This is a genomic window from Cystobacter fuscus, from assembly GCF_002305875.1.
Classification (GTDB): Bacteria; Myxococcota; Myxococcia; order Myxococcales; family Myxococcaceae; genus Cystobacter; species Cystobacter fuscus_A.
In genome coordinates, this window is the sequence record NZ_CP022098.1 from 427,257 (window position 1) to 440,288 (window position 13,032).

A 13,032-nucleotide genomic window follows, 5' to 3' on the forward strand; every position below is an offset into this window, starting at 1 on the left:
GGGCGCGGGGCCTCGGGTGTCGCCTGCTTCCCCGCCCTTCAGGGGAGGGCCTTGTCCTCGCGGCGCAGCACCTCGCCCTCGACCACGGTGACCCCATCTGGCGAGGCGGGCGGGCCGAGCGTGGCGACGAGCTTGCGGTGGGCCTCCTCCAGGCGGCGGTGCAGGGTGGTGAAGGTCTGTTGGGCGGTGCTGGGCATGTCCTCGGTGTAGGTGAAGTACCAACGCATCGTGTCGAGGCACTCGTAGAAGTGGTCCACGACGGACTGCTCGCGCACGGGCAGGTGCACGAGCTCCTGGAAGGTGGCGCTGGTGTAGCGTGTGGCGAGCGTCTGGAGCATGGGCTCGCGGCTGCGCAGGCGCGAGAAGAGGACGAACATCTCGCCGCGGCGCGCCTCGAGTCGCCGCATGAGGCCCGCGGCATCCAGGGCGATCAGGTTGCGCACGCGGAGGGTGGTTTCATCGGCTTGTTTGCGGCGAGCCATGCCGCGGCAGTCTAGCGCGCGGAACGCTTTTCCTCCGGGGGGTTTTGTGGGTCGATGGCCGTGGCGGGGCGAGGAAGAGGACCATGGCGAACACACGCATCGAGGCCGGACGCATCCAACGGCTCAACACCCGGGAGTCCAGCGGGGGCGACTACGTCCTCTATTGGATGCAGCAGAGCGCGCGGGCCGAGCACAACCCGGCGCTGGAGTTCGCGGTCCAGCGCGCCAACGAGGCGAAGCTGCCGCTGCTCGTGGGCTTCGGGCTCATGGATGACTACCCCGAGGCCAACGCGCGCCACTACCGCTTCCTGCTGGAGGGGTTGCGTGACACGGCGCATGCGCTCGCGCGCCGGAAGATTCCCTTCGTCGTCCAGCGGGGCAGTCCGGAGGCGGTGGCGTTGAAGCTCGCGCGGCGCGCGGCGCTCGTGGTGGCGGACCGGGGCTACCTGCGTCACCAGAAGCAGTGGCGCCGTACGCTGGCGGACAAGGCCACCTGTCCGGTGTTCCAGGTGGAGGGCGACGTGGTGGTGCCCGTGGACATCGCCTCCAACAAGGCCGAGTGGGCCGCGCGCACCCTGCGGCCGAAGCTCCACCGGGCGTGGGACGCCTACCTGGTGCCGCTCGCGCCCACGCCGCTCCGCACGGACTCGATGCGCCTGGGAGTGAAGGGCCTGGACCTGGAGGACGTGGACGCGCTGCTCGGCAAGCTGAAGCTGGAGCGCGGCGTGCCTCCCGTCCACCACCGCTTCCGGGGAGGCACGAGCGAGGCCCTCCGCCTGTTGCGTGCGTTCGTCACCGAGCATCTGCCCGAGTACGAGGAGAGCCGGCCGCATCCGGAGAGCGGGCACGTGTCGCACATGAGCAAGTACCTGCACTTCGGGCAGGTGAGCCCGGTGGTGGTGGCGCTCGCGGCGCGTGCGGCGAAGGCGGCGGACCCCCAGCGCGAGAGCTTCCTGGAGGAACTCATCGTCCGGCGCGAGCTGGCGCAGAACTTCTGCGAGTTCACGCCCCACTACGACACCTACGACTGTCTACCCAAGTGGGCGCGCGAGACGTTGCACCAGCACCGCGGTGACGAGCGGCAGCACCAATACGGCCTGGCGCAGCTCGAGCGGGCGCGGACGCATGACCCGTACTGGAACGCCGCCATGCGGGAGATGCGTTACACGGGCTACATGCACAACGCGATGCGCATGTACTGGGGGAAGAAGGTCCTCGAGTGGAGCAGCACCCCCGAGCACGCGTACCGCACGCTGCTCACTCTCAACAACACCTACTTCCTGGATGGGCGTGACGCGAACTCCTACACCAACGTGGGCTGGGTGTTCGGCCTGCATGACCGGCCCTGGGGTCGGCGGGAGATCTTCGGCACCGTGCGGTACATGTCCGCGGGTGGCCTGGAGCGCAAGGCGGACATGGACGCCTATGTCCGCGAGGTGGACGCCCGTGTGGCCGAGGCGAAGGCGGCCGGAGTCCGCTTCGACGGGGACTGAGGTGCCTCAGGGGGCGGACGGCGAGGGCGGAGCGTCGCTCGAGGCATCCTCGGTGGGCGCTTGCACCTGCACGCCCGCCGCGGCCTGCACACCCGCCGCGCGCAACACGCGCGCCACCTCGGTGGCCATGACCTGGTGGCCCTTGACGCTCGGGTGGATGCCATCCACCTCCAGCCCGTCGAGGAAGAGGTGCACGTTGTCGGGCTGGCGCGTCACCGCCTCGAGGTCGATGAGCGAGGTGCTGTAGGTGGTGCGCAGCCAGGCGTTGAAGGTGAGCCGATCCCGCTTCACCACCTCGTAGTCGCCGTGGTTGCTCTTCTCCTTGGGCAGGAGGGTGCTCACCCACGTGCGGCACCGCGGCTGGAGGCGCGTGACGAGTGTCTCCATGCGCCTCTGCAACCCCGCCATGTCCAGCGAGCTCAAGTCGTTGGTGCCCAGCAGCACGACGCAGTCGGTGATGCCCTGGAGCGAGAGCACTTCTTGATCCAGGTTCTCGAGCTCCTCGTAGAAGCCCTGGCCGGAGACGCCCGAGTTGACGACGGGGACGCCGAGCTGGGCCTCGGCGAGCGAGGGCCAGGCCTTGCGCGTGTCGTCGCGCTCGGAGATGTAGCCCTCGGTGATGCTGTCGCCGATCGCGACGAAGGCGCGGGAAGGCGGGCCTTCCACGTCCACGGTGGCCAGCCCCAGGCCGACCCCCGACGCCGTGCCGCCCAGGGCGCCGGAGGTGCTCGCGTAGGAGCCCGATCGGAGGTAGCTGCCGGGCAGCGTCTCGATGGCGCTGGCGCCCAGGGCGCCCTTCACCTCGAAGGAGATGGCGAGCTCGTCGCGGAAGCCCACGGTGAAGGGGATGGGATCGGACACCGCGAGCGCGCGGGCGCCCACGGAGAAGCCCGCGGAGCCCGCGAACGTCACCGCCACCGGGCTCGAGGCCAGCGCGCCATTGGCGCCCGCCTTGGCGACCGTGGCCTTGCTCAGCGTCAGCGAGCCGTCTCCCGAGCGGAAGGTGAGCCGCACGCGTTGGCCCGGACGCCCCACCGGCACGCGCAGGCGCACCGTGAGGGTGCCACTGGTCGCCTGGGACGTGCTGTAGGACCAGCGCAGCGCCTGGTGGAAGCCGGGTTGGAACATCGGTGGGGCCGGACGGGGCTCGCTCGCCTGCTCGTCATCGGGCCGGACCGGGGCCACGACGATGACATCCGGCGGGGGCTGCTCCTGGGGTGAGGGGACCTCCATCGCGGGAGGCTCCTCGACGGGGGGCTCCACGGCCGGGCCGTCCGACGGCCCGCATCCCACCATCAGGAACGCCCACGTCCACACCGCCCACCGCGTTCGTCCATATCCGCCCATACCCACCCCTCCGATCGCGCCCAGAGGGTGTGCACGCTCCCGGCCGATGGGGAGGTGCACCCGCGTCGGAATCGCGGCCTGGGAACCCGGAAAACGAGACGGCCTCCCCCCATCACGTGGACGGGAGGAGGCTGGATGGCCTCAGGTGTGCCGGGGTCTCACGGCAGGATGCGGGCGAGCAGGTTCCACTTGCTGCTGGTGGCGGCCTGGTTGTCCAGCCAGGTGGACACGCCGATCAGACCCGCCATGCTGATGATGCTGAAGAGGCCCAGGCCGTTGACGAGGCGGGTGGCGTTCTTGACGTCTTGCGGCGCCTCGGGCGAGGCCTTGTAGCCCGAGTCCATGGGGATGCCCTCCTTGAGGGCGCGCTTGGCGAGGAAGCCGCCGCTCAGCAGGTTGACGAAGCCGCTGACGAGCGTGGCGCCCATCAGGAAGTCCTTGGCGATGACGAGCCTGCGCGTCTCGGGCGAGATGAAACGGCCGCTGATGGCGGTGCGGCCCACCAGCCAGGTGATGGCGGCGGTCCCGATGCTCAGGGCATTGATGATGTTGTAGCCATTCCACGCCGTGTTGACGAGCCTGGCGCGCTCCTGCTTGTCGCTGATGAGCTTGACCGACGGATTGAGGGCCGCCTGGCCGAAGAGCGAGCCACCAAAGCCCACGGCGAGGCCGAGGTTGTGGAGGACATAGGCGCTGGTGGTGAGAACGGGTGTCGTCATGGGAGAACCCCTCCGTACTGCGTGTGTGGTGTGACGCTGAAGCTACACACGCCCCACATGTCGGCAGGGCAGCGAGAGCGGCTCGCCTGGTGGGCGAGGCAGGAGCCGGCGTGGATCAGCGCGGCCCCTCGGGTTCAGTGCATGAGCGAGCACGCCTCGTCGCGCTGCCAGAGGGTCTCTCGGGATGCACGGGACAGGTCGCCCGGACGGGGACCGTGGGGCGGGCCCTGCGCCTCGGCGCCGGAGTCGACGAGGGCCTGGTTGACCACTTCCTCGAAGTGGCTCAGCTCCGCGCATTTGGAGAGGAAGGCGATCACCCCGGGGGCGTGGGGATCCGTCGCGGCGCTGTGCATGATGATGGGAATGCCGCGCAGCTCCTCGTCCTGGACGAAGTGCTGGCACAACTCCACTCCCGTCATGCGCGGCATCTGCCAGTCGGTCACCACCAGATCCGGATGCCGTTGCTGGGCGAGGTGCAGCGCCTCGCGTCCATCCCGGGCGCGCAGCACCCGATGGTCCATCAGCTCCAGGACCTCTGTATAGAGATCGAGAAGTTCGGTCTCGTCATCCACTAGCAAAATGGTGCTCATGGCCGCACCGGTCCCTTTCACGTCGCAGCGGTGAGAACGTTTCGCCTCGACCAGGAGGGCCGTCCGGGCACACCACTTCATGACCGGTTCTTCGTCCGCTCACTGGGTGACATGTATGATTTGGTACGCAGGTGGTTGAAAGACCAGCGTTTCCACCCGGAGGCCCGCTTGCCCCGCCGGTGGAGGCGGAAGGGTCTGGGGGCATAGTGCCAAGTCCCTTGCCCGAGGATGGACGGGAGGACAGGACAGCCGGGCGGACAAGGACTCCCTGGGACGATTCCCTGGGACGGCGGGGGTCGCGGGCCCTCGGCTCTTCACCTTCGAGGAGCGGGCCACGCGCGACGCGCCGCGGTGTAGGGGGCGATGTGGGGGGAGAGATGCCGAGGGCTCCCGGGACAGCGGGGGACCGGAATCTTCAATCGATTCCAGCCCGGTCGCCGCCACCGGCGCCCATCAAGCGGTTTCACTCGATTTCACTCGGTTTCACATCTCCAGCGGCGGCTGGGGACCGGGGATGATGCCCGCGATATCGGGATCCTCCTCACCGGGCAGCCGAGCGGGCTTGGTCTCCCGGTCGCGCTGCCGCTCGGCCTTCTTGGCCTCCTTGTCGCGCTGCTTCTGCTGACGGGCCATTTCCTTCTGTCTCTTCGTGGACCTTCCCTGCATGGTTGCTCCGGGGAAAGAGGAAAAAAGAAGCCCGACCTCTGGGGAGGCCGGGCCTCATGACTGAAAAATAAGGTGCGACGCGCGGCGGATCAGCCGGTGACGCGCACGTTCTCGGCCTGCAGGCCCTTGGGGCCGCGCTTCACGTCGAACTCCACCCGCTGGCCCTCGGCCAGGGTGCGGAATCCGTCCGACTGAATGGCGGTGTGGTGGCAGAACACGTCCTCGCCACCATCCTGCGCGATGAAACCGAAGCCCTTCGAATCGTTGAACCACTTCACGGTGCCAGTTGCCATTGACTTGATGCTTTCCGGTACAGCAGGGCGTCCAATCGCCAAACTGTTCGCTCTCGCGAGCGTTGATCGGGACCTATAACCCGCTCCCCCGTGAAGTCGAGCCAGGAAATCTCCCAGCGGCATTTTCACGACAGTCGGGTGGGAATCACGACCTGCTGGAAAACGCGCTCGGGCCCTTTTCTGTTCCTGGTGGAAGTGTGGATGTGGGGCTTCCTGGTCCGCCTGCTCTCCAGCCGACCCCTGGAGCGCTCCGTGGAGCGAGAGGTTTGAATGGAGCCGGGGGGCCCACGTCGGAGCAGGCCAGTTGCAGCTTCCGCCTTTCCTCCGAGAGATGATTCCATGAAAGCCCTGTTCGCCGCCCTGGCCCTGCTTACCGCGTTCTCCGCCTCCGCCCAGACCCCTCCGCCCCCGGGTCAGGCCACGGGTCTGGCGCCTCCGGGTGCGTCCGCGAGTGCGCGCTCCGGTGACGCCGAGTCCTGGCGTGGAGGTAGGAGCACGCAGGTGGTGGTCGAGCGCGAGGACCTGGAGCGGCGCCTGGCCCGTCTGGAGTCGCTGCTGAAGGAGTCCGAGCGCGGCCGGCGCGGCGATGGCAGGCTGAACGAGGCGTACCAGGAACTCTCCGCCCTGCGTCAGGTGGTGGCCCGCGCACCCGAGGCGCGTGGGGGCTACGACGGTCCGCCGTCGCGTCCGCCCGCCCCGCCCCCGCCCGCGGTCTCGGCCATCCCGGAGCAGCGGCTGCGCGACATCCTCAACGCCGTGTCGCGCGAGTCCTTCTCCGCGGAGAAGCTGCGCGTCCTCGAGACGGCCAGCCGCGGGGACTACTTCCTGGTGAGCCAGGTGGCGCGGGCGGTCGAGCAGTTCTCCTTCTCGGCGGATCGGCTGTCGGTGGTGCGCATGCTGTGGCCGCGCGTGCTGGATCGGCAGAACGGCTACCAGCTCAACGGCTCGTTCTCGTTCTCCAACGACAAGCAGGAACTGCAGCGCATCATCTCCGGCTGAGCCCGGGGCGGGCGAGCCCCGAGTCCCCGGTTTTCGCGGGTGCGCGTTCGCTGGTTGAATGCGCCCCCCGATGCGCTCCTCCTTGCCCTTCCGCCGCGTGACGCTCCTGGCCCTGCTGGGAGCGGTGCTGCTCTCGGTCCCGCTCTCGCTGCATCCCCTGCTCCGGGGGTTGTCGCTCGTGGCCCGCGCCTCCGGCCGGGACGAGGGCCTGGCCGGGCACCTCGCGCGCTGGGACACCCAGTCCTTCACCGTGGAGGACACCCCCGTGCCCTCGCGCCATGGGCCCCTGCGCGCCCGCGTCTTCCGCCCCGCGCGGCCCGAGGGCCGCACCGTCCTGCTCATCCCCGGGGTGCACGCGGAGGGCATCGACGAGCCCCGCCTGGGCGCGCTCGCGCGGCAGCTCGCCACCGGGGGGCTCACCGTCCTCACCCTCGAGCTGCCGGATCTGCTGAGCTACCAGCTCACCCCGCGCGAGCCGGACATGATCGAGGACGCCGCGCTCTGGGCCTCCGCGCGGCCCGAGCTCGCGCCCGACGGACGGGTGGGCCTCATGGGCATCAGCTTCTCGGGAGGGCTGTCGCTCGTGGCCGCGGGGAGGCCAGCGCTCGCGGACAAGGTGGCCTTCACCTTCTCGCTCGGGGGACATGGCGACCTCACGCGCGTGCTCGCCTTCCTGTGCACGGGGGTCCAGGCGGATGGCGTGCACCGCGCGCCGCATGACTATGGCGTCGTCATCCTCCTGCTCAACGTGGCCGGACAGCTCGTGCCCGCGGAGCAGGTGGAGCCGCTGCGCGCGGGCATCCTCACCTTCCTGCGCGCCTCGCACCTGGCCATGCACGACGCGCGGCGGGCGGCGGAGACCTTCGCCGAGGCCCGACGCCTGCAAGCGGCGCTGCCCGAGCCCGCCGCCACCCTGCTGCGGTACGTGAACGAGCGCAATGTCGCCGCGCTCGGGCCGCTGCTGTTGCCGCACGTGAAGGACTTCGCCAGCGCCCGGGCCCTGTCTCCCGAGCACTCACCCGCCCCTGCCTCGCCCGTCTTCCTGCTGCATGGCACGGATGACACCGTCATCCCCGCCGTCGAGTCCGAGCGCCTCGCGTGGGTGCTGGAGCCCCGGACGCGGGTGCGCCTGTTGCTCACACCCCTCATCACCCACGCCGAGATGGATCGGGTGGCGGGCGCCCCGGACGTCTGGCGGCTCGCGGACTTCTGGGCGGCCCTGCTCGGCGCGTAGGGTGGGAGCGCCTCAGGCCGGGGGCAGGCCGAGCATCTCGCGCACCTGCGCGAGCATCTCCTGCTCGGACACGTGCACCGAGGCGTCGGTTTCAATGAGGGTGCGCACGGTGGCGATCGCCTCGTCGGCGTGCTGGCGCAGGAGGCCGAGGTTGGGGGCGGGCAGGGGCTCGCCCAGCTCCAGACAGCGCTCCAGCCGTTGCAGCTCGGGCAGGGGCACCTTCCAGCGCGCCGCCGCGCCCACGAGTGCCTGGGCCTCGCGCGGGTCGATCTCGTCATCACTCCAGGCCACGTGCAGCAGCAGTTTGAGCAGCTCGATGTAGAAGCGGTCGTCGATGGGGGTCGTCATTCCCGGGGGGTCTCCGCGGGCGCAGGGTCGCCTTTTCTTCCGCCCACGTCCATGCACCCTGGGCGAAGGGGCGCGCGTGCTAGCGTGGCGCCCCATGACTTCGTCCGATCGGACTCGAGCAACGCCTGCTTCGCGCAAGGAGGACGGGGGGACCGCGGAGGTGCCTGGGGTTGAGGACGCCCAGGACCTGAGCGTGACCCGGCCCTACACGCACGTGCCCAACGCGCCCGACGTGCCCGCCGTCCGCCGCTTCCTGCTCACCGTGGTGGAGGGGCCCGGGCCGGGGACCGTGTGGGACTCGGTGTCGGATGCGTGCTCCATCGGCTCGCACCCGAGCAACGACTTCACCCTGGATGACCCCACGGTGTCGCGCTTCCATTGTGAAATCCGCGTGGGCCTCCGAGGGGCGCGGGTGAAGGACCTGGACAGCACCAACGGCGTCATCCTGGATGGGGTGCAGGTGTCCGAGGGCTACCTGCGCGGGGGCAGCCTGCTGCGGCTGGGGCGCGCCGTGGTGCGCTTCGACTACAGCCCGGACAACAACCGGCTGCCGGTGTCCGAGCGCACGCGCTTCGGCTCGCTCGTGGGCGTGTCGGTGCCCATGCGCATGTGCTTCGCGCTGCTCGAGCGCGCGGCGGCCCGGGACGTGACGGTGCTGCTGGAGGGGGAGACGGGCACGGGCAAGAGCCAGGCGGCGCAGGCCATCCACCAGGAGAGTGCCCGCCGGGACAGGCCCTTCCTCACCGTGGATTGTGGCGCCATTCCGGCGGACCTGCTGGAGAGCGAGCTGTTCGGCCACGAGAAGGGCTCCTTCACGGGGGCGGCCACGCGGCGCATCGGCGCCTTCGAGGAGGCGCATGGGGGCACCGTCTTCCTCGACGAGATTGGCGAAATGCCCGCCGAGCTTCAGCCCAAGCTCCTGCGGGTGCTGGAGGCGCGGGAGATCCGCCGGGTGGGCACCAACGCCTACGTGCCCGTGGACGTGCGCATCATCGCCGCCACCAACCGGGACCTGCGCGCGGAGGTGAACGCGGGGCGCTTCCGCTCGGACCTGTTCTTCCGCCTGGCGGTGCTGCGCGTGCCGCTGCCGCCCGTGCGCCAGCGGCCCGAGGACTTGCAGTTGCTGGTGGAGCAGATCCTCCTGGGGCTGGGCGCGGAGCCGGAGCGGACCCAGGCGCTGCGCTCGCCCGGCTTCATCTCTCGGCTGGAGCAGGCGGCATGGCCGGGCAACGTGCGCGAGCTGCGCAACTACCTGGAGCGCTGCCTCGTCTTCGAGGACACGCTGGACCTCACGGACGTGGCCCCCCAGGGCAGCCGTGCCGAGGTGGACCCGAAGGTGCCGTACGCCGAGGCGCGGCGCCTGGCGCTGGACGACTTCGAGCGACGCTACCTGCGCGCGCTCCTGGCGCTGCACCAGGGCAAGGTGTCCCAGGCGGCCGCGGGCGCGGACATGGACCGGGTGTACCTCTACCGCCTGCTCCGGCGCCACGGCATCAAGTAGGGCCTCTTCCCGTCTCGTCGGGCCTCTTGCCTCCTTCCGCGTTTCGCGCGGGGGAGCGCCCGGGCCTTGTCCGCCCCGGATGGTTGATAAGTATCAACAAACGGTCCGCGAGGTGATATGGTGGATGAAAGTCCACTATTCCCGGTGGCTGGAATCTCCGCGAGGAAGACGCATGTCGGACGCTCTCGTGATCGTCATCACCGGTGCCACCCATGGCATTGGCCGTGCCGCCGCCATCGAACTGGCCCGGCGTGGCGCGCACCTGGGACTCGTCGCGCGCAGTGAGACCAAGGCGGCCCAGGCCCGGGCCGACATCCAACGCGAGGCTCCCGGTGCCGTGGTGGATGTCTTTCTCGCGGATCTCTCCGTGCTCGACGACGTGCGCCGTGTGGCCAGACAGCTCGATGAGCACTACGGCCGTATCGACGTGCTGGTGAACAATGCGGGCCTGCATGCCTTCTCCCAGCGGGTGACCGGGGACGGGCTGCCGGAGATGGTGGCCGTGAACTATGTCGCTCCGTGGCTGCTGACCGACCTGCTGCGCGACAAGCTGATCGCCTCGGCGCCGTGCCGCATCATCAACGTCGCATCCGATGCCCACCGGCAGGTTCGTACGCTCGAGCCGGAGCGGGATCTGCGCTCCACCAGCGCCTTCAGTATGGCGGAGTCGTTCGAACTCTATGCCCGCTCGAAGCTGATGGACATCCTGTTCACCCAGGAGCTGGCGCTTCGACTCGCCAGTACCGGGGTCACGGTCAATAGCTGTTGTCCCGGCCTCAACGCCAGCGGGCTCGGGCGGGAATCGAAGCTGTTCAACGGGCTGGCGGGTCTCCTCACCCGGTGGGGGTTGCTGAGTCCCGAGCGGGGCGCCCGCATCATCGTCCAGCTGGCGACCGACCCCGAGTTCAAGGAGGTGACGGGAGGGTTCTTCTCCTCCACGCGCCGCTTCCGCTCCCAGCCTCCGGCGACCCTGTGCCGTGACGCCGAGCTGCAACGACGTCTGTGGCGGGCCACCGCCGAGCTGGTCGCCAGGAACTGAACTCCGGCCGCCCGGGTCGCGTCCTCTGCTTCCGGACGCGCGCGACGTGTCTTCGCGCACGGGTTATGGTCGGGGGGTGACTGGCCTGAAGCGGGACCGTGGCGACGATGACGTTCGCGAACAACTCCTCGCCTCCGTGGGAGAGCAGCTCGGTGCGCTGCTCTCCGCCGCCAGGACCTTGACGGCCGCCTCGGCGGCTCAGGTCCATCCCGATCTCCAGCCCGCGGCGTTCCATGTCGTGCGGTGGCTCCATGCGTTCGGCCCGGCCCATGCGGGAGCGATCGCCGAGGGGGTGGCCATGGACAAGAGCGCCGTGAGCCGGCTGATCCGCGACCTCAAGGAGGTGGGCCTTCTTCGCGCGGCACCGGACCCGGAGGATCGCCGTGCGACGATCCTGTCCCTGACGCCCCTGGGGGAGAAGCGGATGAAGAAGGCCTTCGAGCAGAAGGGGCAGGTGTTCCTCCAGCGGACCGCGCACTGGAGCACCGACGAACTCGCGACCTTCGCCGAGCTCTTGCGGCGCTTCAACACGCCGCCTCCTTGAGAGAGTCCTGGCTCTTGCCGGGGACTCATTCCAGGAAGCGGCGCTCCCAACGCAGTATCTGCTCCGCGTCCAACCGGGTGGCGGGAACCCCCCAATGATGCAGATGCGGCTCAAGCAGCCGGGCGAGGGCGCGGTGCAGGGGAAGCGTCTGGCCCGCCTGGGTATCTCCCGGTTCGGGCCGTTCGCCCAACGTGATGAGCACCCGGTCTCCGCTCATCTCCTGGAGGGAGATGCCTGGAAGGGACAAGGCCTTCTTCAGGGCGGCCACACCACCGAGCTGGCCCAGTACGGGCTGTCCGAGAAAGTTCATCCAGTGCACTCCCTCCACCCAGGTATCCATGCGCAGTACCGCGCTTTTCGAGGCGAGATGGACCCCGGGGAAGCGCGGGTGGATGAGAGGAAGGACCTCGCTGAAGTACCACGGTTTCGTGCAGAGCGCGAAGTCCACATATCCGGAGTTGAAGGGCAATTCCGCCGCCAGCTCGAGAGCCAGGGTTTGCACATGAGTCGGGCCTCGCTCTTCCAGGTATTCAGTGGGCAGGCGGATGTACAAGACGCTCACATCATGCTTCCGATCGGGCCAGGGGAGTGGGACGACGTCCAGCCCTCGGTAGTCTACGTAGAGATCATCCGCTCTATTTGTCTTTCCCTCCAGGGCAAAAAAAACAGCCTCCTCGGGTCCTGGTGCGAGCGCTCCTTGGCGGATCCGCCCCCACGAGGGTTCATCGAGCGGTGGGGCCTGTCCTTCGCCAACATCAAACCGTTCGAAGGAATAGGGTCGTATTTTTTCACGAAATCGTTCCAAGGCATGCACGACGGCCGGTGCGATCCTTTCATTGGGGTGTCGCATGTAGAAGCAAAGAATCAGGGCATCGCTTGCGCGCAATTCACCGCGTTCGTTGAAGTGTCGTATCCGAGGGTATTGCATGGAGAACATTTTCTCCTACTCCGGGAGGATCCCCTCCCGGGGGGAAACGAGGCGAGGAGGGACCCCGAGTGCTTGTTCGTAGCGCTCTCCTTGAAACCAATCCTGCCAGGGGCCTTTGCTGTACTTCTCCCACCGGGCAATATTGCTTTCCGGACAGGGGAACTTGAGATCGTACACGCCGACGATGACACCCTGTTCATCCAACAGGATGAGGTCGGGCTCGATGGTTCCCTTCAGCCCCTTCCAGCCCTGCTTCGCCACGATCTCTTCTACCGCCTTCTTGTCCAGGAACACCCACCGGCCGGTCCGGTCATCAAGCCGGAAACGAGGATGGAGCCAGTAGCGCCCGGGGAGTAGCAGGTTCAACGCCTCGCGCAGACATGGCCAGGCCTGCTCGTGCTTGAACAGCCCCAGATAGACGGCCCACGTCACCTGCTCGCCCGCCTTGATCTGCTGGCAGATCTCCGCGTTTGGGCTTCGGCCTTGGAAGTGGTGGTCGTTGACCTGCTTGTCTGCTTCGCGCGTACACCGTACGATGGCCTTCTCGACATTCGCGAGCAGGTCCGCCGCCAGTTCCACTCCCCGTTGTTCGGCGGCATTGATCCGGGGCTGCATCGCCGTCGCCACGATGGTCGCCATGCCGGCGGCAGCGAACTTCATCCCCCGGGATGGCGAGCGCACCACCTGCTCCGCCTCGAAGCCCGTGCAGCGCTCCCATTCGCCCGGAAACTGCTTGAGACAGCATTCGGGGGTGAGGTCCCGCGGGCCGCATTCGCCTTCTGGTCCAACGGGGTCGGACTCCGCCAGGCACTCGACCTGGAGCAGGGCCAGGAGGGCGAGCATCCAGGA

15 protein-coding genes are annotated in these 13,032 nt (G+C 68.7%); 6 read left to right on the forward strand and 9 right to left on the reverse strand.

The genetic code is table 11. The features are described from left to right. Nucleotides 1-38: 38 nt before the first annotated feature. Nucleotides 39-482: a hypothetical protein gene (locus CYFUS_RS01815; protein ID WP_020918301.1), complete on the reverse strand. Its 444-nt coding sequence runs from the start codon at nucleotides 480-482 to the stop codon at nucleotides 39-41. Nucleotides 483-565: 83 nt separating this feature from the next. On the opposite strand from CYFUS_RS01815, the gene CYFUS_RS01820 reads away from it, so the two are divergent. Further along, nucleotides 566-1,975, forward strand: a complete 1,410-nt coding sequence (locus CYFUS_RS01820; protein ID WP_095983644.1) for a deoxyribodipyrimidine photo-lyase — start codon at nucleotides 566-568, stop codon at nucleotides 1,973-1,975. 6 nt (nucleotides 1,976-1,981) lie between these two features. Here CYFUS_RS01820 and CYFUS_RS01825 read toward each other — a convergent pair whose 3' ends face one another. The 5 genes from CYFUS_RS01825 to CYFUS_RS01845 all read right to left on the reverse strand — a co-directional run bounded on the left by CYFUS_RS01825 (nucleotide 1,982) and on the right by CYFUS_RS01845 (nucleotide 5,590). Then, complete coding sequence (locus CYFUS_RS01825) at nucleotides 1,982-3,322, reverse strand: SGNH/GDSL hydrolase family protein (RefSeq protein ID WP_095983645.1); 1,341 nt, start codon at nucleotides 3,320-3,322, stop codon at nucleotides 1,982-1,984. A 158-nt stretch (nucleotides 3,323-3,480) separates the two neighbouring features. Then, nucleotides 3,481-4,041, reverse strand: coding sequence for a hypothetical protein (locus CYFUS_RS01830; protein ID WP_095983646.1), 561 nt, complete (start codon nucleotides 4,039-4,041; stop codon nucleotides 3,481-3,483). 134 nt (nucleotides 4,042-4,175) lie between these two features. Further along, nucleotides 4,176-4,631 (reverse strand): response regulator, encoded by a 456-nt coding sequence (locus CYFUS_RS01835; RefSeq protein ID WP_095991739.1) that lies wholly within the window; start codon nucleotides 4,629-4,631, stop codon nucleotides 4,176-4,178. 483 nt (nucleotides 4,632-5,114) lie between these two features. Further along, on the reverse strand, nucleotides 5,115-5,297 hold the full coding sequence (locus CYFUS_RS01840; RefSeq protein ID WP_095983647.1) for a hypothetical protein: 183 nt from the start codon (nucleotides 5,295-5,297) through the stop codon (nucleotides 5,115-5,117). 89 nt (nucleotides 5,298-5,386) lie between these two features. Then, a complete protein-coding gene (locus CYFUS_RS01845) occupies nucleotides 5,387-5,590 on the reverse strand; it encodes a cold-shock protein (RefSeq protein ID WP_002629483.1) in 204 nt (67 codons plus the stop codon). A 339-nt stretch (nucleotides 5,591-5,929) separates the two neighbouring features. Between CYFUS_RS01845 and CYFUS_RS01850 the strand changes: the two genes are divergently transcribed. Further along, a complete protein-coding gene (locus CYFUS_RS01850) occupies nucleotides 5,930-6,589 on the forward strand; it encodes a DUF4476 domain-containing protein (RefSeq protein WP_157758178.1) in 660 nt (219 codons plus the stop codon). Between the two features lie 70 nt (nucleotides 6,590-6,659). Continuing rightward, a complete protein-coding gene (locus CYFUS_RS01855) occupies nucleotides 6,660-7,823 on the forward strand; it encodes a hypothetical protein (protein WP_198316430.1) in 1,164 nt (387 codons plus the stop codon). A gap of 12 nt (nucleotides 7,824-7,835) precedes the next feature. On the opposite strand, the gene CYFUS_RS01860 is transcribed toward CYFUS_RS01855, so the two are convergent. Next, nucleotides 7,836-8,171 (reverse strand): TerB family tellurite resistance protein, encoded by a 336-nt coding sequence (locus tag CYFUS_RS01860; RefSeq protein WP_095983649.1) that lies wholly within the window; start codon nucleotides 8,169-8,171, stop codon nucleotides 7,836-7,838. 94 nt (nucleotides 8,172-8,265) lie between these two features. Here CYFUS_RS01860 and CYFUS_RS01865 point away from each other — a divergent pair, with 94 nt between their 5' ends. The 3 genes from CYFUS_RS01865 (at nucleotide 8,266) to CYFUS_RS01875 (ending at nucleotide 11,255) form a co-directional block, all read left to right on the forward strand. After that, nucleotides 8,266-9,672, forward strand: coding sequence for a sigma 54-interacting transcriptional regulator (locus CYFUS_RS01865; protein ID WP_095983650.1), 1,407 nt, complete (start codon nucleotides 8,266-8,268; stop codon nucleotides 9,670-9,672). Nucleotides 9,673-9,844: 172 nt separating this feature from the next. Continuing rightward, on the forward strand, nucleotides 9,845-10,711 hold the full coding sequence (locus CYFUS_RS01870; RefSeq protein WP_095983651.1) for an SDR family oxidoreductase: 867 nt from the start codon (nucleotides 9,845-9,847) through the stop codon (nucleotides 10,709-10,711). A 76-nt stretch (nucleotides 10,712-10,787) separates the two neighbouring features. Further along, nucleotides 10,788-11,255, forward strand: coding sequence for a MarR family winged helix-turn-helix transcriptional regulator (locus tag CYFUS_RS01875; protein WP_095983652.1), 468 nt, complete (start codon nucleotides 10,788-10,790; stop codon nucleotides 11,253-11,255). Nucleotides 11,256-11,280: 25 nt separating this feature from the next. On the opposite strand, the gene CYFUS_RS01880 is transcribed toward CYFUS_RS01875, so the two are convergent. Both CYFUS_RS01880 and CYFUS_RS01885 read right to left on the reverse strand, forming a co-directional pair. Further along, nucleotides 11,281-12,192 (reverse strand): type VI immunity family protein, encoded by a 912-nt coding sequence (locus tag CYFUS_RS01880; protein WP_095983653.1) that lies wholly within the window; start codon nucleotides 12,190-12,192, stop codon nucleotides 11,281-11,283. Nucleotides 12,193-12,198: 6 nt separating this feature from the next. Further along, nucleotides 12,199-13,026, reverse strand: a complete 828-nt coding sequence (locus CYFUS_RS01885) for a hypothetical protein (RefSeq protein ID WP_157758179.1) — start codon at nucleotides 13,024-13,026, stop codon at nucleotides 12,199-12,201. Between the last annotated feature and the right edge of the window lie 6 nt (nucleotides 13,027-13,032).

Bases quoted from the DNA above. Each gene is read 5' to 3' on its own strand.
- CYFUS_RS01820 (WP_095983644.1), top strand. From the start codon at position 566: ATGGCGAACACACGCATCGAGGCCGGACGCATCCAACGGCTCAACACC.
- CYFUS_RS01855 (WP_198316430.1), top strand. From the start codon at position 6,660: ATGCGCTCCTCCTTGCCCTTCCGCCGCGTGACGCTCCTGGCCCTGCTG.
- CYFUS_RS01880 (WP_095983653.1), bottom strand. From the start codon at position 12,192: ATGTTCTCCATGCAATACCCTCGGATACGACACTTCAACGAACGCGGT.
- CYFUS_RS01885 (WP_157758179.1), bottom strand. From the start codon at position 13,026: ATGCTCGCCCTCCTGGCCCTGCTCCAGGTCGAGTGCCTGGCGGAGTCC.
- CYFUS_RS01860 (WP_095983649.1), bottom strand. From the start codon at position 8,171: ATGACGACCCCCATCGACGACCGCTTCTACATCGAGCTGCTCAAACTG.
- CYFUS_RS01850 (WP_157758178.1), top strand. From the start codon at position 5,930: ATGAAAGCCCTGTTCGCCGCCCTGGCCCTGCTTACCGCGTTCTCCGCC.
- CYFUS_RS01845 (WP_002629483.1), bottom strand. From the start codon at position 5,590: ATGGCAACTGGCACCGTGAAGTGGTTCAACGATTCGAAGGGCTTCGGT.
- CYFUS_RS01815 (WP_020918301.1), bottom strand. From the start codon at position 482: ATGGCTCGCCGCAAACAAGCCGATGAAACCACCCTCCGCGTGCGCAAC.
- CYFUS_RS01830 (WP_095983646.1), bottom strand. From the start codon at position 4,041: ATGACGACACCCGTTCTCACCACCAGCGCCTATGTCCTCCACAACCTC.
- CYFUS_RS01870 (WP_095983651.1), top strand. From the start codon at position 9,845: ATGTCGGACGCTCTCGTGATCGTCATCACCGGTGCCACCCATGGCATT.
- CYFUS_RS01835 (WP_095991739.1), bottom strand. From the start codon at position 4,631: ATGAGCACCATTTTGCTAGTGGATGACGAGACCGAACTTCTCGATCTC.
- CYFUS_RS01825 (WP_095983645.1), bottom strand. From the start codon at position 3,322: ATGGGCGGATATGGACGAACGCGGTGGGCGGTGTGGACGTGGGCGTTC.
- CYFUS_RS01865 (WP_095983650.1), top strand. From the start codon at position 8,266: ATGACTTCGTCCGATCGGACTCGAGCAACGCCTGCTTCGCGCAAGGAG.
- CYFUS_RS01840 (WP_095983647.1), bottom strand. From the start codon at position 5,297: ATGCAGGGAAGGTCCACGAAGAGACAGAAGGAAATGGCCCGTCAGCAG.